This is a genomic window from Kosakonia sp. MH5, assembly GCF_009935945.1.
Classification (GTDB): Bacteria; Pseudomonadota; Gammaproteobacteria; order Enterobacterales; family Enterobacteriaceae; genus Kosakonia; species Kosakonia radicincitans.
The window spans coordinates 36150-59554 of sequence record NZ_QODH01000002.1 but is presented as its reverse complement, the minus strand read 5'-3'; the positions used below and the strand labels follow the sequence as shown (position 1 = coordinate 59554).

Here is a 23405-nt window from a genome sequence, read left to right as displayed (position 1 = left end):
AACATGTAACGTTGCGAGTCATTTGTTTTTAAAACAATAAGATAGCTGGATAAATATTACTTCAGACTGCTAACGTTACGCTGTCTGTGCACCTTTGTGCGCGGTTCTAATAAGAGAGATCATTATGTCCAGAGCCGTGAATGCCCTACAAAATTTTGGTAAGTCCCTCTTTGGTCCGGTACTCATTTTGCCCATCGTCGGCCTGTTTATTGCCGTCGGGAATATTTTTGGCAATGGCAATCTGGCCGAATATTTGCCATTCCTCGGTCACCCACTTATTCAGAACATCGGCCAGTTAATCGCTAAATCCGCGGTCTCCGTGCTCGCCAACCTGGCGCTGGTATTTGCCGTTGGTATCCCGGTCGGACTGGCTTCGCGGGATAAAGGCTACGCCGCGCTGATTGGTCTGGTGACGTTTATTGTGTTTATCAATGCCATGAACGTGACGTTGCAAATGCAAGACGCGCTGGCTCCCGCCGCTCAGATGAAAGCGGCTGGTCAGAGCATGGTGCTTGGGGTACAGGTGCTGGAAATGGGCGTATTTGCCGGGATCCTGACCGGCGCGCTTAGCGGTTATCTGTACAACAAATATTCCGGCGTACAGTTTTCCGGCGCGATGGCGATTTACTCCGGTCACTGCTTTGTAGCGATGATTATGCTGCCGGTGTCGATGGTGCTTGGCGTGGTAATGAGCGAGCTGTGGCCCTTCGCCCAGCACGGTATCAGCACGCTGGCGCTGGCGATTAAAGGCGCCGGGCCATTTGGCGTGGCGGTGTACGGTTTTCTTGAGCGCATTCTGGTGCCGACCGGGCTGCATCATCTGGTCTATACGCCGTTTCTCTATACCGAACTGGGCGGTACAGCGGATGTTTGCGGCAACACCTATCAGGGTGCGCGGAACATTTACTTCGCGGAAATCGCCTGTCCTGACGTGAAGCAACTCAGCAGCACGGTAGTCTGGGATGCGCGCGGGATCAGTAAAATGTTCGGCCTGCCTGCCGCCGCGCTGGCGATGTACGTTACGGCAAAACCGGAACGCAAAGCGGCCGCCAAAGCAATTTTGATCCCCGCCGCGCTCACCTCGCTGCTGGTCGGCGTGACGGAACCGATTGAATTCTCTTTCCTCTTTGTTGCGCCGCTGCTGTTTGTGGTGCATGCAGTGCTGACCGGGATCGGCATGATGCTGTTCTCGTTGTTCGGCGTTCATGCCATCGGCGCGAACGGCATCATCGATTTTATTCTCTACAACCTGCCGCTCGGTATCCAGAAGTCGAACTGGCCGATGTATATCCTTGTCGGCGTCATTATGTTCGCCCTCTACTTTGTGATCTTCCGCTTTTTGATTCTGCACTTCGATATGAAAACGCCAGGCCGCGAGGAAGAGAACGAAGAGACACGCCTTTACAGCAAGCAGGATTACCAGGCGAAAGGCAATAACGACGCGATGGGCGAAGCGATTATCGCCGGGCTGGGCGGACGCGCCAACATTGAGGTGGTGGACAACTGTTACACCCGCCTGCGCGTCACGGTGAAAGACGCGGCGGTGATTAACGAACCGCAACTGAAAGCGACCGGTGCAAAGGGCGTGATCAGACAAGGTAATAACGTTCAGGTGGTCTACGGGCTGCATGTCAAAAAAATGCGAGAAGCCGTTGAGATGTTTCTCTGAAGGAGTCCAGAAATGGTTAAACCCCCGTTTATTTTATCTATCGCCGGTGGCGGCAGTACGTATACACCGGGCATCGTGAAAAGCCTGATGGTTCAGCTGGAAGCATTCCCGCTGGCGGAAATTCGTCTCTACGACATCGATGCAGCGCGGCAAAACACCATTGCGCCGGTGGTGGAAAAAGTGATCCGCGACCACAGCCAGCGCATCAAATTTACCGTAACGAATGATGCGGAAACGGCATTCAGCGGTGCGCATTTCGTCTTTGCCCAGATGCGCGTTGGTCAGTACAAGATGCGCGAACAGGATGAGAAGATCCCGCTGCGTCATGGTGTGGTAGGCCAGGAGACCTGCGGCCCCGGCGGGCTGGCCTATGGCATGCGCACCATTCTGCCGATGGTCGAGCTTATCGATCAGGTTACGCGCTATGCGCATGAGAACGCGTGGATCGTCAATTACTCTAACCCTGCGGCGATCGTCGCTGAAGGGGTGCGTCGGCTGCGTCCGCAGGCGCGGGTGCTGAATATTTGCGATATGCCGGTCGCCGCGATGCGCAATATGGGGGCGATCCTCGGTGTCGACCGCCACAAGCTGGAAGTCGATTATTTTGGCCTGAATCACTTCGGCTGGTTTACGCAGGTGCGCGTGGATGGCGAAGATCGCCTGCCGGAATTGCGCGAACACGTTGCCCGCTTTGGCCTGCTGACCGAAGACGCCGCGCAAACGGATCCGCAGCACGCCGATCCGTCATGGGTGAAAACCTGGCGCAATATCAAGCCGATTATGGAGCACTTCCCGGAGTATCTGCCGAACCCGTATTTGCAGTATTACCTGATGCCAAACGAGATCGTCGCGCACCAGGATCCTGACTACACGCGCGCCAATGAAGTGATGAACGGGCGCGAAAAGAAACTGTTTGCCGCCGCACAGGAGTATCAACGCAGCGGAGTCCTGCCCGATGCGTTTCATGTTGGCGTCCATGGCGCGTTTATCGTTGATGTGGCCTGCTCGCTGGCATTTGATCTTCGCCAGCGCCACCTGGTGATTGTGGAAAATAAAGGTGCGATCGCCAATCTGCCGTATGACGCAATGGTGGAAGTTCCGGCTTACATCACTTCCTCCGGCCCGGAACCGGTACGCATGGGTGCAGTGCCGCTCTTCCACCAGACGCTGTTAATGCAGCAACTGGCCTCGGAGCAACTGCTGGTTGAAGCCACCATTGAAGGCAGCTACGAAAAAGCGCTCCAGGCGTTTACCCTGAACCGCACAGTGCCGACCATGCAGCATGCCAAAGCGATTCTCGATGAGATGATTGAGGCTAACCGCGACTACTGGCCTGCGCTGCAAAAAGCGTGGGAAAACGGCAAAGCGGTATAAAAATACCGAGTTGGCTCGCGGGTTTAGCGAAGGTGGCTTGTAGGGTGATGAAAAAACGTTAACAATTCAGAGTAATTATTGATGACACGGAGAACCCCATGTCCACCTCATTTTTTGTCGCGGCCGACTGGCTGATAGAGCATAGCGATGATCCTGAAATCCAGTTGATTGACGCCCGCATGGCGCCAGTGGGTCAGGAACATCGCGATATGCGCGCGGAGTATCGTGACGGGCATCTTCCCGGCGCGGTTTTTTTTGATATCGAAGCCCTTTCCGACCACAGCACCTCCTTACCGCATATGCTGACGCGCCCGGAAGCGTTCGCCGTGGCGATGCGCGAGCTGGGCATCAGCCAGGATAAACACCTGGTAGTGTATGACGAAGGCACGCTGTTCTCCGCGCCGCGCGCATGGTGGATGCTGCGCAATTACGGCGTGGAGAATGTCTCGATTCTCGCGGGTGGTCTGGCTGGCTGGCAGCGCGACGCCCTGCCGTTGCAGAAAGGCGAGGTGCCGCTGCCGGAATCCGACTTTAACGCCAACTTCGATCCATCCGTGGTGAAAAAGCTGACCGATGTACTGCTGGCAAGCCACGAAGGCACCGCGCAGATTGTCGATGCGCGCCCAGCCCCGCGTTTTTCCGGCGAAGTCGATGAACCACGTCCGGGCCTGAAGCGCGGGCATATTCCCGGCGCACTGAACGTGCCGTGGGTTGATCTGGTGGTCGATGGTGAACTGAGAACCACCGATGAACTGGCCGCCATTTTCCGCCGCCAGGGCGTTGACCTGAACCAGCCGATCATTGCCAGCTGCGGCTCCGGCGTCACGGCGTCCGTGGTGATCCTTGCGCTTACGACGCTGGGCGCAAATAACGTGACACTGTATGACGGCTCCTGGAGTGAATGGGGCGCGCGCGACGATTTGCCTGTCGAACCGGCCTGAATGGACAACCGGCTTGCGCCCTTGCTGACGCGCGGGGCGTCACTGACCCGCGCGGAATATCGTGTGCTTGCACATCTGACGGAACATCCGTTGCTGGTGGGTAATATCACCGTGCGTCAGCTGGCGCAGGCGACTTACGTTTCCACCGCCACCATTATCCGGCTCTGTCAGAAACTTGGCTTTAGCGGCTACAGCGAATTTATCTGGCACTGCAAACAGCTTTTGTCCGACACACCGCATATTGCTCAGCAACATCATGAAGGGCATGACCAGCTACCGGCGCTGTTCCCGCAGTTTATGGCCAATTACCAGCGCACCTTCCAGTGGGTGACGGAAGAGAAGCGTCACCGCTTCGCCGCGCTGCTGCGCGATCGGGAGAGTTTTTTTCTCTATGGCGCGGGGTTCTCTTATCTCTTCGCCGAGTATTTAACCAAGAAGTTGCAGGTGCTGGGCAAGACGGCGTTTATCTCCGGGCCTGGCGACAGCCGCAATATCTTCCTCAGCAATGCCGCGCGTTATCAGGTCTTTATTGCCGTGTCGCGCAGCGGTGAAACCGAGCAGGTGCTGGATAAAGCGCGGATTGCGCGCACGGTTGGCATGACGGTCGTCGCCTTTACCCGCGCATCAGCAAACACGCTGGCGGAACTGGCGGATGTGCATTTTGCGCTGTATGACGAAGCGGTGCACTTTGCTGCCGAAGCGGCGGGCATTACGTCGTTTGAGTCGAATCTGGTGCTGTTAATGGATCTGTTGCTGCTGGAAGCGACGCAATAAACGGGCGGTACATTTCGCACCGCCTGTTCATCAGATAATGCGGTTGTTTTTGAAATCGCGCAGGAAACTGCCCCAGCGGCGTTCATAGAACGGCGTGATATGCGCCAGCATAAAGTGGCTGATACCTTTCTCGCCTTCCACCACCGGGCAAATATCGATCGGCTCATCCCCAGGCAGCGTATCTGTCGCGACGCTGCCCGCTGCATGGATGATCTCTTCGATGTCCCCTTCCGCTTCAATGCCAATCAGCAGGTTGGGTTGCTCGTCGGCCTTCTCTTTAATTGAGCAGAGAAACGCGCGTTTGACGGTTTTGATGCTTTTAAACAGCGTGGTCAGTGAATCGACCATTTGCGCAGGCGGTTCAGCTACTTCGGAAAGCAGCAGCGCCGTACCGCCTTCCAGCACTTCCTGCTGGCTGAGCGGACTACTTTCTGCGCCCACTAAATGGCTTAACTCGCGCGGCGTGAACTCTTTGCCGGTGGGTAATTTAGCGTTGAGGAATAGCGTCTCTCCCAGCGTCATTTCAAACAGCGTACGCGCAGGCATGACCACAAATGCCTGTTCTTCGCTAACGGCCTGCTGTAAGGCTTGCAGCGAGGTAAAGAACGGAATGACCGAGTTACCGTCATCTTTTTCCCAGTGCTGCAAATCCAGCGCGCTGTCTTCGACAATCGCTTCACCTTCCGCCGCCGTACCCGGCACCCAGACGGTTGATTCCAGCAGCGTACGGAAAAAAGCCGGGCGATAAGCGGGCTCGGTCGCCGCCTGCTCCAGCAGGGTTTCTAATTCGTTTTTGCTTTCGGACATAGGTTCTCTGATTCGTTGTAGTCCATGCCTTTTGTAGGCTGGATGAGCATAATGCCATCCGGCCTACAATGACGCTTACCCGGCAGTCAATAAATTCGCGATGGTGCGTACGCCAAGCCCGGTCGCACCGGCCGCCCACTGTTCCACTGCCGCTTTGCGGTAGGTGGCGGAGCAGTCGATATGCAGCCAGCCCTGCTGGTAGTTTTCAACAAAGTGCGACAGGAACCCGGCAGCCGTGCTTGCCCCGGCCGGGAAAGAACCGCTGGCGGTGTTGTTCAATTCTGCAAAGCTGGACGGCAGCTGATTGCGGTGGAACTCCGCCAGAGGCAGACGCCAGAACGGTTCATTTTCTGCCGTCGCACTGTTGAGCAGACGGCCAGCCAGCGCATCGTCAAAGCTGAACAGCGCGTGGTAATCGTTACCCAGCGCGGTTTTCGCCGCGCCAGTCAGCGTTGCGGCATCAATGATAAACTGCGGTTTTTGCGCAGACGCATCAATCAAGCCATCCGCCAGCACCAGACGCCCTTCAGCATCGGTGTTCATGATCTCTACGGTTTTGCCGTTGCGATAATGAATAATATCGCCCAGTTTAAAGGCGTTACCGCTGATCAGGTTGTCGGCACAGCAGAGGTACAGTTTGACGCGCTTATCCAGCCCGCGGGTGATGGCGAACGCCAGCGCGCCGGTCACCAGCGCCGCGCCCCCCATATCGGATTTCATTGAATCCATTGATGAGGTTGGTTTGATGCTGTAACCGCCGGAGTCAAAGGTGATGCCTTTGCCCACCAGCGCGGCATATACCGGCGCATCCGGGTTGCCGGTCGGGTTATAGTCCAGCGCCAGCAATACCGGCGGGCGCTCAGAACCGCGACCAACGGTGTGCAGGCCAAGGTAATTCTGCTCGCGCAGATCTTCGCCTTTGGTGATGCGGTAAGAGACGTTTTCACCGCCCGCGCTGTGCAGCAGATCGACCGCGCGCTGCGCCAGTTGCTCCGGCCCTAACTCTTCTGCCGGCGCGTTGATGATGTCGCGTACCCAGTCGATGGTTTTCAGGCGGCTATCCAGCTCTTTTTGCCCGGCTTCGTCCAGCGGCGCCCACTCCACTTTGCGTGTGCCTTTCGGCCCTTTGTAACCGGCCCAGAACGCCCAGCTACGATCCGCGTCCCAGCCTTCGCCGCTCAGTGCAACGTGTTTAATGCCCAGGCCGTCGATTTTGCGCGCGGCGCGCTGAATCAGACCTAAATCGTCTTTTCCATTCAGATGCAGGGCGATGCCGTCGTTATTGATGCTCCATGAGGCTTTTTCACCCCAACGCGCATCCGCGCTTTGCGTGGTGAGTGTCACTTTCATAGCTTCTGTCATTATATTTATCCTTATCGGCAGGCGCCGGATGGCAACGTTGCCTTTTCCGGCCTACGTATGCATGAAAACGGGCCGCCCGAAGGCAGCCCGTGAGATGATTATGATGCTTCGTCTAACCAGACTAGCAGAATCGCTTCGAGAATTTTTTCATTCGATGCGTTCGGATCGTCGTCGAACTCTTCCAGCTCGCAGATCCACTGATGCATATCGGTGAAACGTACGGTTTTCGGGTCCACATCCGGGCGGCTGTCATACAGCGCCTCGCCGATTTCGCGGCTGTCGGTCCATTTCAATCCCATATCAGTGCTCCCGCGCGTGGTTAATGGTGTAACGCGGGATCTCTACCACCAGATCTTCATCGGTGACGCGCGCCTGGCAGCTTAAACGGCTGTCCGGCTCCAGACCCCAGGCTTTATCCAGCATGTCGTCTTCGTCTTCGCTGCTTTCCGGCAAAGAGTCAAACCCTTCACGCACGAGGCAGTGGCAGGTGGTGCAGGCACATGATTTTTCGCAGGCGTGCTCAATCTCGATACCGCCGCGCAGGGCAACATCAAGAATGGTTTCACCGCTCTTCGCTTCCAGAACTGCGCCATCCGGACAGAGATCCTGATGAGGCAGAAAAACAATTTTAGGCATATTAAACCTCGTCGACGGAATGGCCTTTCAGCGCGGTACGCACGGACTGATCCATACGGCGCGCGGCGAATTCCTGGGTTTGTTTATCTACATTTTTAATGGCTTGTTCTATCGCGTCGGTATCATCGCCGTCGGCCACGCTGCGCAACTGCGCAACTGCCTCGTCGATAACCTCGCGCTCTGCGGCGCTTAACAGCGCGGCATCAGCGGCGAGCGCGCCGGTTAAACTTTCCAGCACGCGCGCGGCTTCCACTTTCTGCTCCGCCAGCATGCGCGCTTTCACGTCCTGCTCGGCGAAACTCATGGAGTCTTTAATCATATTGGCGATTTCGCCGTCGGTCAGACCGTAAGAGGGTTTCACCTGGATGGAGGCTTCCACGCCGGTGGATTTCTCCATCGCAGTGACGCTCAACAGACCGTCAGCATCTACCTGGAAGGTGACACGAATATGCGCCCCACCCGCCGGCAGCGCCGGAATGCCACGCAGAGCAAAACGCGCCAGCGAACGGCAATCCGCCACCAGCTCCCGCTCACCCTGCATTACATGGATAGACATTGCGGTCTGGCCATCTTTAAAGGTCGTGAACTCCTGGGCGCGGGCCACCGGAATCGTGGTGTTGCGCGGAATAACTTTTTCCACCAGTCCGCCCATGGTTTCCAGCCCCAGCGACAGCGGAATAACATCCAGCAGCAGCATTTCGCTGTCCGGCTTGTTGCCGACCAGAATGTCTGCCTGAATCGCCGCGCCAATTGCCACTACTTTATCCGGGTCGATGGAGGTTAACGGCGTGCGGCCGAAAAATTCACCCACGCGTTCACGCACCAGCGGTACGCGAGTGGAACCGCCCACCATTACCACTTCCAGCACATCCTGCGCTTCCACGTCCGCATCTTTCAGCGCACGACGACAGGAGAGCAGAGTGCGTTTGACAAGCGTTGAGATCATCTCTTCAAACTGCGCGCGAGTTACCACGCCCTGCCAGCCAGCCACATCAACAGTCGTGCTGTCGGCATCGCTCAGCGCAATCTTGGCGGCAATCGCCGCATCCAGAAGTTCACGTTGCTGACGCGCATCGCTGCGATCGGTAATGCCTGCCTGCTCGCTGATATAATCTGCCAGCAAGTGGTCGAAATCGTCGCCGCCGAGCGCGGAATCACCACCGGTCGCCAGCACTTCGAACACGCCGCGGCTCAGACGCAGAATGGAGATATCAAAAGTGCCGCCGCCAAGATCATAAACGGCGATAACGCCTTCTTTGCCGGAATCCAGGCCGTAGGCAATCGCCGCCGCGGTCGGCTCATTGAGCAGACGCAGCACATGCAACCCGGCTAAACGCGCAGCATCTTTCGTGCCCTGACGCTGCGCATCGTCGAAATAGGCAGGAACGGTGATCACCACGCCATCCAATTCGCCGGAGAGCGTCTCCTGCGCGCGGGCAGCCAGCGCTTTCAGAATATCGGCAGAAACGCGGATCGGGTTGACCACGCCGCCGCGCGTCACAATCATCGGCAGGCCGTTTTCACTGGCCTGGAATTGCCACGGCAGATGCAGGTAACGCGCCTGAATATCCGCCAGACTGCGGCCCATCAGGCGTTTTACGGAGCTGATGGTATTGACCGAATCCAGCGCTGCATTGGCGCGCGCATCGTAGCCGACAACGTGGCTGTCAGCCTGGTAGTTAACCACTGAAGGGAGTAAATGGCGCCCGGCGCTGTCGGCCAGCGTTTCCGCCTGACCGCTACGCACGGTGGCAACCAGCGAATTGGTGGTGCCGAGATCGATGCCCGCCGCCAGACGACGCTGATGCGGCGCGGCGCTCAGACCCGGCTCACTGATTTGTAATAAGGCCATTATGTGCTTCCAAAAAAATTAAAAACCGAGCAGTTTTTCTTCGAGTTGTTCTGTTGAGCTGCGCAGTTTATCGAGAAAACGCAGTTTACGCACGGTATCCGCCGCGACGTCCCACGTCTGATTGTCGAGTTGTTCCACCATCTGCTGGTGGCGGGCGTCGTACATCCCTTTTACCCGCTTCTGGAACGCTTCCAGACGGCCGCTGTCTTCCGCACGCTCGATCTCATCCAGCTCTTCGCGCAGCTCAAGCTGCTCCATCAAAAAGGCCGTGTCGCGAACGGTGTGCTGTTCAGAAGCTAAATCGAAGCCGTGCAGCGACAGCAAATATTCCGCGCGGGAGAGCGGATTGCGCAGGGTTTGCCACGCCTGATTAATGGTAGCGGATTGTTGGACCGCAGCCAGTTGTTCCGCCTGCGGGCGGCTGGCAAAGCGATCGGGGTGGAACTGCCGTTGCAGATCCTGGAAACGTGTCGCCAGCGCCTGAACGTCAAGCGGGTATTGGGCCGGCAACCCAAAGAGGGTGAAGTAATCCATAACAATTCCGGGTGTGCAATCGAAGCAAACCCCACGCGCAGCATGCTGCGGTGGGGTCAATGGGTAGGCGATCAGACGTTGAAGCTTTCGCCGCAACCGCACTCGTCTTTGACGTTAGGGTTGGTGAATTTAAACCCTTCGTTCAGGCCTTCTTTGACAAAGTCCAGTTGAGTGCCGTCGAGGAATTGCAGGCTTTTGCCGTCAACCACTACCTTCACGCCTTTGTCTTCGAACACCGTATCTTCTTCAGTCGGCGCGTCAACAAACTCCAGCACGTAGGCCATACCAGAACAACCGGAGGTTCTGACCCCCAGACGCAGACCAAACCCTTTGCCACGGTTGGCCAGGAAGGTATTTACTCGCGCGGCAGCACTGTCGCTCAGGCTAATGGACATGACAACAACCTCCTGCCTTATTTCGCTTCTTGTTTGCTTTTGTAGTCCGCAATCGCGGCTTTGATCGCATCTTCCGCCAGGATAGAGCAGTGGATTTTCACCGGCGGCAACTCCAGCTCTTCAGCGATATCGGTGTTTTTGATCGCCTGCGCTTCGTCCAGTGACTTGCCTTTTACCCACTCAGTTACCAGCGAGCTGGAAGCGATCGCCGAGCCACAACCGTAGGTTTTGAAACGCGCGTCTTCGATGATGCCTTTATCGTTAACTTTGATTTGCAGCTTCATGACGTCGCCACACGCTGGCGCGCCAACCATGCCGCTACCGACGCTGTCGTCGCCGTTGTCGAACGAGCCAACGTTGCGCGGATTTTCGTAGTGATCGATTACTTTTTCGCTATAAGCCATGATTAAATTCTCCTGTTTCCGCAACCGTTATTAGTGATGAGCCCATTCGATGGAGTTGATATCCACGCCCTGTTTGAACATTTCCCACAGCGGAGAGAGTTCGCGCAGACGGCCGATGGATTTACGCACCAGTTCGATGGTGTAGTCGATCTCTTCAACGGTGGTAAAACGACCTAAAGAGAAACGGATGGAGCTGTGCGCCAGCTCATCGCTCATACCCAGTGCGCGCAGCACGTAGGACGGTTCCAGGCTTGCGGAAGTACAGGCAGAACCGGAAGAAACAGCCAGATCTTTCAGCGCCATGATCAGCGACTCGCCTTCAACGTAGTTAAAGCTGACGTTGAGGATGTTCGGTGCGCCGTGCTCAAGATCGCCGTTCAGGTAAACTTCTTCGATATCGTTGATGCCGTTCCACAGACGGCTACGCAGACCGCGCAGACGCTCCATTTCGCTCGCCATCTCTTCTTTGGCAATACGGTAAGCTTCGCCCATGCCAACGATCTGGTGAACAGGCAACGTACCGGAACGCATACCGCGCTCGTGACCGCCGCCGTGCATCTGCGCTTCAATACGGATACGCGGTTTACGGCGTACGTACAGAGCGCCAATACCTTTCGGCCCATAGATTTTATGGCCAGAGAAGGACATCAGATCCACTTTCAGCTGGCTTAAGTCGATCGGCAGTTTGCCGACGCTCTGAGTAGCATCAACGTGATAAATAATGCCGCGAGCACGGCACATTTCGCCGATGGTTGCGATGTCCTGCACCACGCCGATTTCGTTGTTCACATGCATGATGGAGACGAGGATGGTGTCGTCACGCATCGCCGCTTCCAGCTCTTTCAGATCGATAATGCCGTTGCGCTGCGGGGCGAGGTAAGTCACTTCAAACCCTTCGCGCTCAAGCTGGCGACAGGTGTCCAGCACGGCTTTGTGTTCGGTTTTGCTGGTGATGATGTGCTTGCCTTTTTTCTGATAAAAGTTGGCAGCACCTTTGATCGCCAGGTTGTCGGATTCGGTCGCGCCGGAGGTGAAGACGATTTCGCGCGGGTCGGCACCCACCAGTTCAGCGATCTGGTTACGGGCGATATCTACCGCTTCTTCAGCTTGCCAGCCAAAACGGTGTGAACGGGAGGCTGGGTTACCAAAGGTCCCGTCCAGAGTGAGAAACTGCATCATTTTCTCGGCAACACGCGGATCCACCGGCGTAGTTGCGGAGTAATCGAGATAGATCGGTAATTTCATTGCTCTTTAAACTCCGTACATCGCTCTAATGCAAGGAATCAGGCAACCGGCTGGATGTACGACCGTGTTAACGGGGCACATCGATGTGCCCCGGCCCAATTCTGAATACTGTTTTTTATTATGCGCGCAGTTTAACGTCGATAGCGTCTTGTGCGCGGGTGGTGCGATGGGATTCAGTGCTGTGCTGACGATCGGACACATCGAGAATTTCCTGGTTATTGACCAGTTCACCCAGTGTGATGTTGTTGAGGAAACCGGTCAGACGGTCGCTCAGATCGCGCCACAGCGCATGGGTCAAACACTTATCGCCACCCTGGCAGCCGCTTTTACCCTGGCAACGGGTTGCGTCTACCGATTCGTCAACAGCGCTGATCACTTCGCCCACGGCGATGCTGCTCGCATCTTTGCCCAGCAGATAACCACCGCCAGGACCACGCACGCTGGCCACCAGGCCATTTTTACGCAGACGGGAGAACAGCTGCTCCAGATAGGACAGGGAAATTCCCTGACGCTCAGAAATATCAGCTAACGGAACCGGGCCCGCTTCGGAGTTGAGTGCAACGTCCAGCATTGCGGTCACGGCATAACGCCCTTTCGATGTCAGTCTCATGTCTTACAAGCCTCAAACTCGCCCCTGCCCGGGCTATATTATTTAATATGTTAATGTTGCATAGCGGTTGCAAGTCTGACATTCCCGACTAAATTGGTCAACTATTTAGTTGACTAAATTAGTCAGGTATTTGACTTTTCGTGCTTAACATAAATACCGGGTGGCACGTTGCCCTTTCCGGCCTACTGGCGCGGGGCTTGTAGACTGATGAGCGCCAGCAAATCACGCTTTATGCTGCTGCTCAATAGAGGCCAGAATACCGCGCAGGATATTCAGTTCCTGGCTTTCCGGGCGCGCACGCGTGAACAGACGGCGCAGCTTGTTCATCACCTGGCCGGGATGGTTTTCGCGGATAAAACCGGTCGCCAGCAGCGTCTTTTCCAGATGCTCGTAAAAGCGCTCAAGATCGTCGACCAGCGGATACGGCGTCTCTTCATGTTCTGCAGAAGATTCACTCTCCTGCGTCGCCAGCCAGGCCATACGCACTTCATAAGCGATAACCTGCACCGCCATCGCCAGGTTCAGCGAGCTGTACTCCGGGTTAGCGGCAATCGCCACGTGATAATGGCACTTTTGCAGTTCTTCATTCGTCAGGCCGACACGCTCGCGGCCGAACACCAGCGCCACCGGCGCGTGTTCTGCTTCCGCGACGCTTTTTAATCCGCATTCGCGCGGATCGAGCATCGGCCATGGGAGCGTACGTGAGCGGGCGCTGGTGCCAACCACCAGGCTACAGCCAGCTAATGCTTCATCCAGCGTATCGACAATGTGCGCACTGCCGATGACATCGCTGGCACCTGCCGCCAGAGCGATGGCCTGTGAATCCGGTTTAACCAGCGGGTTAACCAGCCACAGATTCGTCAACCCCATTGTTTTCATTGCACGGGCAACAGAGCCCATGTTGCCGGTGTGGGAGGTTTCCACCAGTACGATTCGAATATTTTGCAGCATAGATTTTCAACGGCTAAAGAATATTCGTGCATATTATCATAAACCGAAGACATATTCCGAATTGGCTGCTATTATGTGCGCCGTTTTCCGTTCTTTAACATCCAGTGAGAGAGACCGATGCATCCGATGCTGAACATCGCCGTGCGTGCTGCGCGCAAGGCGGGTAATTTAATTGCCAAAAACTACGAAACTCCCGATGCCGTAGAAACCAGCCAGAAAGGCAGCAATGATTTCGTGACCAACGTTGATAAAGCTGCTGAAGCAGTGATTATTGACACCATCCGCAAATCTTACCCGCAACACACCATCATCACCGAAGAGAGTGGCGAGCACGAAGGCACTGACCAGGATGTGCAATGGGTTATCGATCCACTGGATGGCACCACCAACTTCATCAAACGTTTGCCGCATTTCGCGGTATCTATCGCCGTTCGTATTAAAGGCCGCACTGAAGTTGCGGTGGTTTACGATCCGATGCGTAACGAACTTTTCACTGCAACCCGTGGCCAGGGCGCACAGCTTAACGGCTACCGTCTGCGCGGCAGCAATGCCCGCGATCTGGATGGTACCATTCTGGCGACCGGTTTCCCGTTCAAAGCAAAACAGCACGCGACGACCTACATTAACGTTGTCGGCAAACTGTTTACCGAATGCGCGGACTTCCGCCGCACCGGTTCCGCCGCGCTGGATCTGGCCTATGTTGCCGCAGGCCGCGTTGATGGTTTCTTTGAAATCGGGCTGAAACCGTGGGATTTCGCCGCAGGCGAGCTGCTGGTGCGTGAAGCGGGTGGTCTGGTGTGTGATTTCACCGGCGGCCACAACTACATGATGACTGGCAACATCGTTGCAGGTAACCCGCGTGTCGTAAAAGCCATGCTGGCAAACATGCGCGAAGAACTGAGCGACGCGCTGAAACGCTGAGATGTTTATTGCCCGATGGCGCTTTGCTTATCGGGCCTACAGCTTACGTATTCCATCATGGTTCGTGTATGTCGCCCAGGCCGGATAAGGCGTAAGCCTCCATCCGGCACTATCAAAACGGCCGCAAACCGCCGCCCGGCGGTAACGCGCTGACCCACATCACCACCGCCGCACTTATCAACAACACCCCTCCCGCCAGAGCCAGCGTTGTCCAGCCTACCTGTCGCCATAATACCGGCGTCTGCTGGCCGCTGAGTTTTACCGCTAACTGACGAAAACCATGTACCAGTAGCGCCAGCGCACTGATGGTCAGTGACGTGCCCGCCGCCATCACCAACGCTGACGCCACGCCCCAGGCAAAAACGCCAATCACTTTGCTGAACAGCAACACCATGATCGCACCAGAGCACGGGCGCATCCCCATGGATAACACAATCATCAACCTGGCTCGCCAGTCTTCACCGCTTTGCAGTTGCGAAGAAGTCGGCAGATGCTGATGCCCACAGCCGCAGCCTTCGTGGTGTACATGATGTGGCGTAAACGTGCGAAATACTGGTTTTTGCCGCAGAGCAAACAACTTTTTCAGCGCCCGCCAGCACAGCATCAGCCCCAGCACGCCGACCAGCAGGTAGCTGCCCTTCTCCAGCCAGTAACCGCTTAAATGCAGCTGCCGTGCAGGTAACGTCAGAATGTTCAGCACCACCACCACTAACGTAACCGCCACCAGCCCCTGCAACAGCGAGGAAGCCAGCGTCAGCATAATACCGGAACGCAATTTAGAGGGATGCGTGGCAAGCCAGGTGGCGATCACCACTTTACCGTGTCCTGGCCCCAGCGCATGCAACACGCCATAGACAAAGCTGAACAACAGCAGCGAACCGCCCGCTTTGGTTGGGTTTTCCGCCACCGCTTTCAGCAATGCGCTCATTTGTATATTCACATTGCGCTGCCAGATCGCGCTTTTGATCATCACCTGCGGCCACACCTGCCACAGCCAAAAACCGGCAATAAGCGCACAGAGCATAAACAGCAGCAGCGGCCACCATGCCAGCAGGCGGCGGGAACGGGGACGAACACCGGATATCACTGACATGAGAGGGTTACCGTTTGTGCAAATTGTTTGCCTAATTCCATGTCTTCCTCCGGCGCATCGGCTTTGTCCAGCGACTGCGCATAATTCAGCACCTCTTCGCCGGGTTTAGGGGTATGAACGGCCAGCTTACAGGATTTCTGCAACTCTGCAGGCAGAGACGCATCGCTCGCTTTGTCGTAACTCATATCGACAAAATAGGTGGGATCAAACGTAGAAAAAGTATATTGCTGGCCGCTAAGCGGCTGCGGCTCGGCGAGCGGCAGGATAAACGTCAACACCGCCTGATGCCCTTCCCGCTCCATACCATATTCCGTCGGTCGGTTGAGGAATTTTACTTTCTGCCCGTTGTGCCAGACCTCAGTAAAATAGTGCTGACCAAGTACATTCGCCATCACTTCCGCCGCCAGTTTTTTCCACACCTCATCGCCTGGCTGCGCATTGCCCGCATCATAAAGCAGATCCGCTGAAGTGATCTCATCCATTGTCCAGCGCATTTTCAGGCCGGAGAAGTGACCATTCTCTGCTAATACTTGTGTTTTCAGCTGGATAAAACTGTGCGGGTGCGCGCTTACCGTAAACGATAAAAGCGCGAGAAACACGCCCGTGACGCATTGTTTAACTGCTTGCATCTGTTCCTCACGTGAAAAATTCTGTGATGCTCTCCGGCAATCCTGAATGAAAGCACCGCGGCTTCGCTATCGCTGAGCATACCTTTAACTACGCTTATCAAACACCCTAACTGGAATCTGACAGATGACTATTGTAATGACACCGCCATCTGCGCTCTCCAGTCCGCAGCGCCGCTGCCAGGTGCTGTTGATGCTTGCCCTGCCGGGGCAAAGCGTCAGCCTGGAACATATCAGCGCCGTGAATGGCGTTGATGATGCCGCAGCCCGGCAGGATATTGACGAGACCAACAGTGAAATCCAGCGTTACCACCGGATTTCCATCGTGCGCCAGCACAACGGCAGCTATCGGATTGAAGGCGCTCCCCTCGACCAGCGCTTATGCCTGCTGCACTGGTTGCGTCGCGCGCTGCGGCTGTGCCCGCAATTTATCACGCAACAGTTTACCCCGTTGTTAAAAACAGCGCTTAAACAACAAGACATTGCCCGAACCCTGTATGACGACACCAATCTGCGCGCCTTAATTAACCTCTGCGCCCGTCGTTTACAACGCTCGATTGAGTGCCGGGATATGCAGTTTCTCTGCCTCTACTTGCAGTATTGTCTGTTACAAAACCATCACGGGCAGACGCCGGAATTTACCCCAGTGCAACAAACCTGGGCGCAAATGCGCGCCGAATACCTGGTCGCGCACGATATTGTGCGCCACTGGCAGCGCAGGGTAGCGGCAGTGCCGCAGGAAAATGAGCATCTGTTTCTGTCGCTGCTCTTTATGCTGGTGCGCACGCCCGATCCGCTTCGCGACCAGCATCAGCAGGATCGCCGTCTGCAACAGGCGATTGCCCGAATGATTGCCCGCTTTCACCAGCTTGCCGGGTTACGTTTTAGTGATGAGCAAGGTTTAACCGCGCAGCTTTATATTCATCTGGCGCAGGCGCTGGATCGCTGTCTGTTTGGCATCGGCATTGATAACAGCCTGCCGGAAGAGATCCATCGCCTCTACCCACGTCTAATGCGCACCACGCGTGAGGCATTACAGGAGCTGGAAGATGAATACGCACTGCGCTTTAGCGATGAAGAAGCGGGGCTGGTCGCGGTGATTTTCGGCGCCTGGCTGATGCAGGCGACCGACTTGCATGAGAAACAGGTGGTGTTGCTTACCGGCGATGACACGGCGCGCGAGCAGCAGATTGAGCAGCAACTACGCGAGTTAACGCTGCTGCCGCTGACCATCAACTACCTGCCGCTGGCGGAGTTTCGCAATGTGGGCGCACCAAAGGATGTGTCGTTAGTCATCACCCCTTACACCACACCGCTGCCGCTCTTTTCCCCGCCGCTCATCCATGCCGTCGAGTCGCTGAGTTCACAGCAACAACAGCATATTCGCACCATGCTGGAAGGTTAGCTGGCAACCGGCTGCTGGGCGGCCACTTTCGGTCGCAGGAACAGTGCCGGGATTGCCAGCAGCGCCATTACGAAAAACAACCCCTGATGCAGATATTCGAACAGGAATCCTGCAAACATGGTCATCACGGCAATACTGCCGCCCATCGCCACGGCGGAATAAATCGCCTGTAAACGGATCACTTCGCTGCCCTTACGGGCGGAGATATAACGCATACCCGCAAGATGGCAAACGGTAAAGGTTCCGCAGTGCAGGATTTGTGTGGCAATCAGCCACGGTAACTCTGTGGTCCAGCCCATCAAGCTCCAGCGCACCAGCCCGCAGACGGCGGAAAGCAGCAGTAGATCGCGGGCGCTGAAGCGGCGGAAAAGCCGGTTACTGAGGGCGAAGATCACCACTTCAGCCACCACGCCTAACGACCAAAGGTAGCCCACCGTCGAGGCGGAATAACCGGCCGATTGCCAGTAAATCGCACTGAAACCGTAGTAGGCAGCATGCGCGCCCTGCAGTAACGACACGCACGCCAGAAAACGCCAGTTTTGCACAAACAGCGCGCGCCAGGCTGACCAGCCAGCACCTTCCTGATGGCGGCTTTCACCCTGCGGCAGAATGGACGGGCGCAGCAGCATCCCCAGCAGCATTGAGGCGGCGCCCAGCGTCAGCATCGCCAGAATCGCCCGATAATCATAGAGGCTCACCAACTTACCGGTCAGCGCCGAGCCAATCACAAAGGCGATCGATCCCCATAACCGGACCCGGCCATAATCCATCGGGAACTGTTTTTGCCAGGTGCCCGCCAGCGCATCGGTGAGCGGCACTAACGGTGAGAAAAAGAGGTTGAAACCGACAATGATCACCGCCAACCACGCAACATGGCTGCCAGCATAAAACGCCAGCGCAAACAGTAATGTCGCCAGCGCGAGCACACGTAGTGCGGTGATTAAACGGGAAGGATCGCTCACGCGCGGAGCAATCAGCAGGCTCCCCAGGAAACGAGCCACCAGCCCTGCGCCAAGCAGCATGCCAATGATTTCCGGCGTCAGGCCAACGCCTTTGAGCCAGACGCTCCAGAAGGGTAAGAAAATGCCGTAGCTAAAAAAGTAGGTGAAGTAAGCGAGCGCCAGCCAGCGCGTGGACTGCAAGACCATGATTTCCTCCTGAATGGTGGCGATAGTCTGGAGGCAAATGACAAGGCTTGCAAGTAACAATCAGATAACACGCGCGCTCGCGCAACTTATTAACGGATGTAGGAATCGAGTACGCTGAGCACGACATCGAGATCGGCCTCGCGCTTGATTTCATCGTTTTCATGGACAATGTGATCCGTCAAATGCCCCTTGATCACTTCGCGCATCAAGCCGTTTACTGCGCCACGAATGGCGGCGATTTGCTGCAAGACTTGCGAGCATTCATGGGGCTCGTCGAGCATTTTTTTCAGCGCCGCTACCTGCCCTTCAATTTTGCTGGCCCGCGCTTTCAGCTTTCGTTTATCCCTGATGGTATGCGACATACAGCCCTCTACTCATTCATGCGTAACGGATATCAGCATACCATGCATTAACTGGGGGGGAGTTTATTTCTACTGGGGGATAGTATTTTTTACTGGGGGGGAGTAGATTAAAGCGCACAAAATGTTATCGAGAATTATTCTCATGAACGACTTCACCATTCTTTTTCAGCAAGGGAATGCCTGGTTTTTTATCCCCAGCGCGATACTGCTTGGTGCGTTGCACGGCCTGGAACCGGGCCACTCAAAGACGATGATGGCAGCCTTTATCATCGCTATCAAAGGCACCGTCAAACAGGCGGTGATGCTGGGGCTGGCAGCCACGCTGTCGCATACGGTTGTCGTCTGGCTGATTGCGCTGGGCGGCATGTATCTCAGCGGCAAGTTCACGGCGCAATCTGTGGAGCCCTGGCTGCAAATGGTTTCTGCGGTCATCATCATCGGTACCGCAGCATGGATGTTTTTACGCACCTGGCAGGGTGAGCACGCCTGGAAAAATGATCATCACAACGACCACGATCATCACCACCATCATTCTCACGATCACCACCATGATCATGAGCATTCGCATCACAGCCGCGGGCTGATCTTCCAGCCTGTTCAGGCCGTCAGTCTGGCGCAGCCGGCCATTCTGTCGGTGCGTAAGGTGGTGAAAGAAGAGGAGTATCAGGATGCGCACGAACGGGCGCATGCCAGGGATATTGAGCGTCGCTTTAACGGGACGGAAGTGACCAATGGGCAGATCCTGCTGTTTGGTCTGACCGGCGGGCTGATCCCCTGCCCGGCGGCGATCACCATTCTGCTGATCTGTATTCAGCTCAAAGCGCTGACGCTGGGCGCCACGCTGGTAATCTGTTTCAGTATCGGCCTTGCGCTGACGCTGGTCGCAGTCGGCGTCGGTGCAGCTTTTAGCGTACAGCAGGCGGCAAAACGCTGGTCCGGCTTCAATACGATCGCCCGTAAAGCCCCTTACTTCTCCAGCGCGCTGATCGCGCTGGTCGGAATGTATATGGGCATTCACGGTTACGCCAGCTTACAGTAATGCGCATTTGCCAGGCGACAGGCGTAAAAAAGGCCGCTCAATGCGGCCTTTTTGCTTTCAGATCTAATGCTTACGCGTAAACCGGGAAGCGTGCGCAGATATCCAGCACTTTCTGTTTGGTGCGCTCAATAACCGCTTCGTCATTGATGCTGTCCAGCACGTCACACATCCAGCCAGCCAGCTCTTTCACTTCCGCTTCTTTGAAGCCGCGACGAGTGACTGCCGGGCTGCCGATACGGATACCGGAAGTAACGAACGGGCTCTTCGGATCGTTCGGCACGCTGTTTTTGTTAACGGTGATGTTCGCACGACCCAGTGCAGCGTCTGCTTCTTTACCGGTCAGGTTTTTGTCTACCAGATCCAGCAGGAACAGGTGGTTGTCCGTACCGCCGGAAACCACTTTGTAACCGCGGCTCAGGAACACTTCAACCATCGCTTTGGCGTTTTTCGCGACCTGCTGCTGGTAGGCTTTGAACTCTGGCTCCATCGCTTCTTTCAGCGCCACCGCTTTACCGGCGATCACGTGCATCAGCGGGCCGCCCTGGCCGCCAGGGAAGACGGCGGAGTTCAGTTTTTTGTACAGCTCTTCGCTACCGCCTTTCGCCAGGATCAGGCCGCCGCGCGGACCCGCCAGGGTTTTGTGCGTGGTGGTAGTCACAACGTGTGCATGAGGAACCGGGTTCGGATAAACGCCTGCGGCGACCAGGCCAGCAACGTGCGCCATATCGACGAACAGGTAAGCGCCGATGCTGTCGGCAATTTCACGCATTTTCGCCCAGTCAACCACGCCGGAGTAAGCAGAGAAGCCGCCGATGATCATTTTCGGTTTGTGCTTCTGCGCTTGTTCATTCAGATCGTTGTAATCGATATGGCCAGTTTCATCGATGCCGTAAGGTACGATGTTGTACAGCTTGCCGGAGAAGTTCACCGGAGAGCCGTGAGTCAGGTGGCCGCCGTGCGCCAGGTTCATACCCAGCACGGTGTCGCCCGGCTCCAGCAGAGACGTGTAAACCGCGAAGTTCGCCTGCGAACCGGAGTGCGGCTGCACGTTAGCGTAATCGGCGCCAAACAGCTCTTTTGCGCGATCGATAGCCAGTTGCTCAACGATATCCACATATTCGCAACCGCCGTAGTAGCGCTTGCCTGGATAGCCTTCAGCATATTTGTTCGTCAGCTGAGAACCCTGAGCCTGCATCACACGCGGGCTGGTGTAGTTTTCGGAGGCGATTAGTTCAATGTGCTCTTCCTGACGTACTTTTTCTTGCTCCATAGCCTGCCACAATTCGGCATCATAATCGGCAATGTTCATTTCACGCTTTAACATCCGCATCTCCTGACTCAGCTAACAAAACAACTCTTTTCGAAGGCCCAATTTGGGGAACGGCTCACAGTATAACTGATTAATAACCCGATAACAGGTCTTGACAAAGGTTTTTACGCAAACGTTTGGCTCCGCACCAGACAAGGGTTTGAGCGATAACGCCATCCGGCGAGAAAACGGATTTCTTTTCAGGTTTGTGATGCAAGTTATTCACGTTCAAATCCCTTTACATTGTCGGCTCTTTACAAGCCAGTGCGCCGCGCTATAAGATGCATTTAAAATACAACTTTAAAGATTAACCAAAAGGAAGTCCCCATGCTCGACACCCAAACCATCGCAACGGTAAAAGCCACCCTTCCCCTGCTGGCCGCGACCGGCCCGAAACTGACCGCCCATTTTTATGACCGTATGTTTACACATAATCCGGAGCTGAAAGAGATCTTCAATATGAGCAACCAGCGCAACGGCGATCAGCGTGAAGCGCTGTTTAATGCCATTGCCGCATATGCCAGCAATATTGATAATCTCGCCGCCCTGCTGCCTGCGGTGGAAAAAATCGCCCAGAAACACACCAGCTTCCAGATCCAGCCGGAGCAGTACAACATCGTTGGCGCGCATCTGCTGGCAACGCTGGATGAGATGTTCAGCCCGGGCCAGGAAGTACTGGATGCCTGGGGAAAAGCCTACGGCGTGCTGGCGGGCGTCTTTATCAATCGCGAAGCGCAAATCTACAGCGAGCACGCCGAAAAAACCGGCGGCTGGCAAGGCACTCGCGCTTTCCGTCTGCGTGAGAAAATTTCGCAGAGCGCATTGATCACCAGTTTTGAATTTGAACCTGTCGATGGTCTGCCGGTTGCGGATTATCAGCCGGGGCAATATCTCGGCATCTGGCTGAAGCCGGAAGGTTTTACCCACCAGGAGATTCGTCAGTATTCGCTGACCCGCAAGCCGAATGGCAAAACGTACCGCATCGCCGTGAAACGCGAAGCAGGCGGTCAGGTTTCCGAATGGCTGCACGACGAAGCCAAATCGGGCGATATCGTTCATCTGGCCGCGCCTGCCGGGGATTTCTTTATGGCTATTCCGGCCACTACGCCAGTAACGCTGATTTCTGCCGGTGTCGGCCAGACACCGATGCTGGCAATGCTGGATCACCTGGCCAAAACGCAGCATCGTGCGCAGGTTAACTGGTTCCACGCCGCGCTTGATGGTCAGGTTCATGCTTTTGCTGATGAAGTCAGCCAGCTTGGCGCTTCACTCAACGGTTTCTACCAGCATGTCTGGTATCAGCAGCCGCAGGCGGCCGATTGCGGTCGTTTTCACAGTGAAGGATTAATGGATTTAAGCGCGCTGGAAGGGAAATTTAGCGATCCGGAGATGCAATTTTATCTGTGCGGCCCGGTCGGGTTTATGCAGTTTGCCGCCCAACAGCTTGTGGCGCTCGGCATTGCCAAAGAGAAGATTCACTACGAATGCTTTGGCCCGCATAAGGTGTTGTAAGTCAGTTTCCCTCACCCCATGGGGTGAGGGAGAAACATCAAATCGCGGCGTCGTCTTCTTCGCCAGTACGGATGCGCACCACGCGCGCCACGTCAAAGACAAAGATTTTACCGTCACCGATTTTGCCGGTTTGCGCCGTGCGGATAATGGTATCCACACAGGTATCAACGATATCGTCAGTCACCACGATTTCAATTTTCACTTTTGGCAGAAAGTCCACCATATACTCGGCGCCGCGATAAAGTTCGGTGTGCCCTTTCTGACGACCAAAACCTTTCACTTCGGTCACCGTCATCCCGGTGATGCCGACTTCCGCCAGCGCTTCGCGCACATCATCCAGTTTGAAAGGTTTAATAATCGCATCAATTTTTTTCATGGTCTTTCCTTACACGCTCTTACCAGTCTGCTGCATCGTAATCGGTTGCTCACAGTAGCA

General features: G+C 55.7%; 25 protein-coding genes. 8 read left to right on the top strand and 17 right to left on the bottom strand.

Annotated features, from left to right (window positions below; genetic code table 11):
• The first annotated feature begins 124 nt into the window (after nt 1–124).
• From DK872_RS06705 to DK872_RS06690, 4 genes are all read left to right on the top strand, one after another.
• Nucleotides 125–1669, top strand: coding sequence for a PTS transporter subunit EIIC (locus DK872_RS06705; RefSeq protein ID WP_161518167.1), 1545 nt, complete (start codon nt 125–127; stop codon nt 1667–1669).
• 12 nt (nt 1670–1681) lie between these two features.
• Nucleotides 1682–3043: a 6-phospho-alpha-glucosidase gene (locus tag DK872_RS06700; RefSeq protein ID WP_161518166.1), complete on the top strand. Its 1362-nt coding sequence runs from the start codon at nt 1682–1684 to the stop codon at nt 3041–3043.
• A gap of 98 nt (nt 3044–3141) precedes the next feature.
• Nucleotides 3142–3984, top strand: a complete 843-nt coding sequence (gene sseA, locus DK872_RS06695) for a 3-mercaptopyruvate sulfurtransferase (RefSeq protein WP_035888192.1) — start codon at nt 3142–3144, stop codon at nt 3982–3984.
• Nucleotides 3985–4758 (top strand): MurR/RpiR family transcriptional regulator, encoded by a 774-nt coding sequence (locus tag DK872_RS06690; protein WP_079517531.1) that lies wholly within the window; start codon nt 3985–3987, stop codon nt 4756–4758.
• Between the two features lie 30 nt (nt 4759–4788).
• Here DK872_RS06690 and sseB read toward each other — a convergent pair whose 3' ends face one another.
• From sseB to trmJ, 11 genes are all read right to left on the bottom strand, one after another.
• Nucleotides 4789–5565: an enhanced serine sensitivity protein SseB gene (gene sseB / locus DK872_RS06685; RefSeq protein ID WP_090396305.1), complete on the bottom strand. Its 777-nt coding sequence runs from the start codon at nt 5563–5565 to the stop codon at nt 4789–4791.
• 75 nt (nt 5566–5640) lie between these two features.
• On the bottom strand, nt 5641–6927 hold the full coding sequence (pepB, locus tag DK872_RS06680) for an aminopeptidase PepB (RefSeq protein WP_007370810.1): 1287 nt from the start codon (nt 6925–6927) through the stop codon (nt 5641–5643).
• 98 nt (nt 6928–7025) lie between these two features.
• The gene (gene iscX, locus DK872_RS06675; protein ID WP_007370809.1) at nt 7026–7226 is read right to left on the bottom strand and encodes a Fe-S cluster assembly protein IscX; all 201 of its coding nucleotides are present in this window, start codon (nt 7224–7226) and stop codon (nt 7026–7028) included.
• 1 nt (nt 7227) lies between these two features.
• Complete coding sequence (fdx, locus tag DK872_RS06670) at nt 7228–7563, bottom strand: ISC system 2Fe-2S type ferredoxin (protein WP_007370808.1); 336 nt, start codon at nt 7561–7563, stop codon at nt 7228–7230.
• Between the two features lies 1 nt (nt 7564).
• Complete coding sequence (gene hscA, locus DK872_RS06665; RefSeq protein WP_035888198.1) at nt 7565–9415, bottom strand: Fe-S protein assembly chaperone HscA; 1851 nt, start codon at nt 9413–9415, stop codon at nt 7565–7567.
• An 18-nt stretch (nt 9416–9433) separates the two neighbouring features.
• Nucleotides 9434–9949 (bottom strand): co-chaperone HscB, encoded by a 516-nt coding sequence (gene hscB, locus DK872_RS06660; protein ID WP_035888199.1) that lies wholly within the window; start codon nt 9947–9949, stop codon nt 9434–9436.
• 71 nt (nt 9950–10020) lie between these two features.
• Entirely contained in the window at nt 10021–10344 is a 324-nt protein-coding gene (gene iscA, locus DK872_RS06655) for an iron-sulfur cluster assembly protein IscA (protein WP_007370805.1), read from the bottom strand.
• Between the two features lie 17 nt (nt 10345–10361).
• Nucleotides 10362–10748 (bottom strand): Fe-S cluster assembly scaffold IscU, encoded by a 387-nt coding sequence (gene iscU / locus DK872_RS06650; protein ID WP_007370804.1) that lies wholly within the window; start codon nt 10746–10748, stop codon nt 10362–10364.
• Between the two features lie 30 nt (nt 10749–10778).
• Nucleotides 10779–11993, bottom strand: coding sequence for a cysteine desulfurase (iscS, locus tag DK872_RS06645; RefSeq protein WP_007370803.1), 1215 nt, complete (start codon nt 11991–11993; stop codon nt 10779–10781).
• A 118-nt stretch (nt 11994–12111) separates the two neighbouring features.
• Nucleotides 12112–12603 carry a Fe-S cluster assembly transcriptional regulator IscR gene (gene iscR / locus DK872_RS06640; protein ID WP_007370802.1) on the bottom strand — a complete coding sequence of 164 codons (492 nt, stop codon included), beginning with the start codon at nt 12601–12603 and terminating at the stop codon, nt 12112–12114.
• 222 nt (nt 12604–12825) lie between these two features.
• Nucleotides 12826–13554, bottom strand: a complete 729-nt coding sequence (gene trmJ, locus DK872_RS06635; protein ID WP_007370801.1) for a tRNA (cytosine(32)/uridine(32)-2'-O)-methyltransferase TrmJ — start codon at nt 13552–13554, stop codon at nt 12826–12828.
• A 117-nt stretch (nt 13555–13671) separates the two neighbouring features.
• Between trmJ and suhB the strand changes: the two genes are divergently transcribed.
• Nucleotides 13672–14475: an inositol-1-monophosphatase gene (suhB, locus tag DK872_RS06630; protein ID WP_007370800.1), complete on the top strand. Its 804-nt coding sequence runs from the start codon at nt 13672–13674 to the stop codon at nt 14473–14475.
• 112 nt (nt 14476–14587) lie between these two features.
• On the opposite strand, the gene DK872_RS06625 is transcribed toward suhB, so the two are convergent.
• On the bottom strand, nt 14588–15568 hold the full coding sequence (locus tag DK872_RS06625) for a nickel/cobalt transporter (protein ID WP_007370799.1): 981 nt from the start codon (nt 15566–15568) through the stop codon (nt 14588–14590).
• The gene (locus DK872_RS06620) at nt 15559–16197 is read right to left on the bottom strand and encodes a DUF1007 family protein (RefSeq protein ID WP_007370798.1); all 639 of its coding nucleotides are present in this window, start codon (nt 16195–16197) and stop codon (nt 15559–15561) included. The genes DK872_RS06625 and DK872_RS06620 overlap by 10 nt, the downstream gene beginning before the upstream one ends.
• 124 nt (nt 16198–16321) lie before the next feature.
• Between DK872_RS06620 and csiE the strand changes: the two genes are divergently transcribed.
• On the top strand, nt 16322–17599 hold the full coding sequence (gene csiE, locus DK872_RS06615; protein WP_161518165.1) for a stationary phase inducible protein CsiE: 1278 nt from the start codon (nt 16322–16324) through the stop codon (nt 17597–17599).
• Here csiE and DK872_RS06610 read toward each other — a convergent pair.
• The gene (locus DK872_RS06610; protein ID WP_007370796.1) at nt 17596–18747 is read right to left on the bottom strand and encodes a 3-phenylpropionate MFS transporter; all 1152 of its coding nucleotides are present in this window, start codon (nt 18745–18747) and stop codon (nt 17596–17598) included. The genes csiE and DK872_RS06610 overlap by 4 nt on opposite strands.
• 89 nt (nt 18748–18836) lie before the next feature.
• Complete coding sequence (gene rcnR, locus DK872_RS06605; RefSeq protein WP_007370795.1) at nt 18837–19109, bottom strand: Ni(II)/Co(II)-binding transcriptional repressor RcnR; 273 nt, start codon at nt 19107–19109, stop codon at nt 18837–18839.
• A 142-nt stretch (nt 19110–19251) separates the two neighbouring features.
• Here rcnR and DK872_RS06600 point away from each other — a divergent pair, with 142 nt between their 5' ends.
• Nucleotides 19252–20148, top strand: coding sequence for a nickel/cobalt efflux protein RcnA (locus tag DK872_RS06600; protein ID WP_161518164.1), 897 nt, complete (start codon nt 19252–19254; stop codon nt 20146–20148).
• A gap of 70 nt (nt 20149–20218) precedes the next feature.
• Here DK872_RS06600 and glyA read toward each other — a convergent pair whose 3' ends face one another.
• The gene (gene glyA, locus DK872_RS06595; protein WP_007370793.1) at nt 20219–21472 is read right to left on the bottom strand and encodes a serine hydroxymethyltransferase; all 1254 of its coding nucleotides are present in this window, start codon (nt 21470–21472) and stop codon (nt 20219–20221) included.
• 312 nt (nt 21473–21784) lie between these two features.
• On the opposite strand from glyA, the gene hmpA reads away from it, so the two are divergent.
• Nucleotides 21785–22969: an NO-inducible flavohemoprotein gene (gene hmpA, locus DK872_RS06590; protein WP_161518163.1), complete on the top strand. Its 1185-nt coding sequence runs from the start codon at nt 21785–21787 to the stop codon at nt 22967–22969.
• A gap of 37 nt (nt 22970–23006) precedes the next feature.
• Here the strand turns inward: hmpA and glnB are convergent, their stop codons facing one another.
• Complete coding sequence (gene glnB, locus DK872_RS06585; RefSeq protein ID WP_002438074.1) at nt 23007–23345, bottom strand: nitrogen regulatory protein P-II; 339 nt, start codon at nt 23343–23345, stop codon at nt 23007–23009.
• Between the last annotated feature and the right edge of the window lie 60 nt (nt 23346–23405).